At 43.9% G+C, this 1,261-nt stretch carries 1 protein-coding gene; it reads left to right on the forward strand.

Annotated features, from left to right (window positions below):
• Positions 1-80 precede the first annotated feature (80 nt).
• Positions 81-1,231, forward strand: a protein-coding gene (locus BCT81_RS16715; RefSeq protein ID WP_102425173.1) for an IS3 family transposase whose coding sequence is annotated in 2 segments (ribosomal slippage) — positions 81-324 and positions 324-1,231 — 1,152 coding nt in all. Because the reading frame shifts where the segments join, the coding sequence is not laid out codon by codon here.
• Positions 1,232-1,261 lie beyond the last annotated feature (30 nt).

Consider the following 1,261-nt stretch of genomic DNA (forward strand, 5'->3'; position numbering starts at 1 on the left):
CGACGTACCTGGCGCAAGTGATCTGCACCAGAAGTTTTGGACACTGAGTTAAGTGAGTACAATCACTAACGAGGTGAACAATGACAACTAAGAAAACACGAATCAAACATGCTCCTGAATTTAAATCCGAAGCACTTAAGTTGGCAGAGAAAGTCGGTGTCGCTGCTGCCGCACGACAGCTATCGTTGTATGAATCTCAAATTTATGGATGGCGTAAAGCCGTCAAAAAAGATGCGAAAATCAGCGATAGAGAAAGGGAACTCGCCACTGAAAATGCCAAACTCAAACGGTTATTGGCTGAGCAAGCTGAAGAGCTAGATATCGTAAAAAAGGCCGCCACCTACTTCGCGAAAAATCTAAAGTAGATTGCTATGAGTTTATGCTCGAACACCTTATGCAATATAGGATTTTCCGTATGGCTAAGGTGTTTGGGGTTTCTCGAAGTGGGTTTTATTATTGGATTGATAATCGCCATAAAGTCACTCAACGCAACGAGCACCGAAAGCAGCTTGACAGCAAAGTTCGAGAAGTCTTTGATGATAAAAAGGAACGCGACGGTGCAAGGCGTATTCAAAAAGAACTTGAGGCAAATGGTAATAAGCACGATGTAAAAACCATTGCCGCGAGCATGAAGCGCCAGAGCTTAGTCGCGAAGGCAGCCCGTAAGTTTAAATGTACGACAGACAGCAAGCATAGGCTTCCTGTTGCCCCGAACTTGCTAGAGCAAGATTTTAATGCGACAGCACCAAACCAAAAATGGGCTGGAGATATTACCTATCTAGCGACAAGCGAAGGTTGGATGTATTTGGCGGTTGTTATCGACTTGTACTCACGGCAAGTAGTTGGTTGGTCAATGAGCACCAGAATGACCGCGACTCTGGTCTGTGATGCGCTATCAATGGCATTGTTCCGTAGAGGCATGCCCGAAGGGGTAATTATCCATAGTGATAGAGGTAGCCAATATTGTTCAAAAGACTACAGAGACTTAATCTCAGCCCATAATCTAAAACAAAGTATGATTAGGAAGGGAAATTGCTGGGATAACGCCTGTGTTGAAAGCTTTTTCCACTCAATGAAAGTAGAAGCCGTTCAATACGAGCCGATAATGACGCGAGAAGAGATGCGCCAAGCACTTTTTGAATATATCGAAGTTGATTATAATCGAACAAGAAGGCACAGTGCCCTTGGGTATCTAAGTCCAGTTAACTTTGAAAAACAATATGTCGCTTAATGCGGTGTCCAGTCTAACTGGAGCAGATCA

Origin of the sequence: Vibrio sp. 10N.261.52.A1, from assembly GCF_002876325.1 — a bacterium.
GTDB classification, from domain to species: Bacteria; Pseudomonadota; Gammaproteobacteria; order Enterobacterales; family Vibrionaceae; genus Vibrio; species Vibrio chagasii.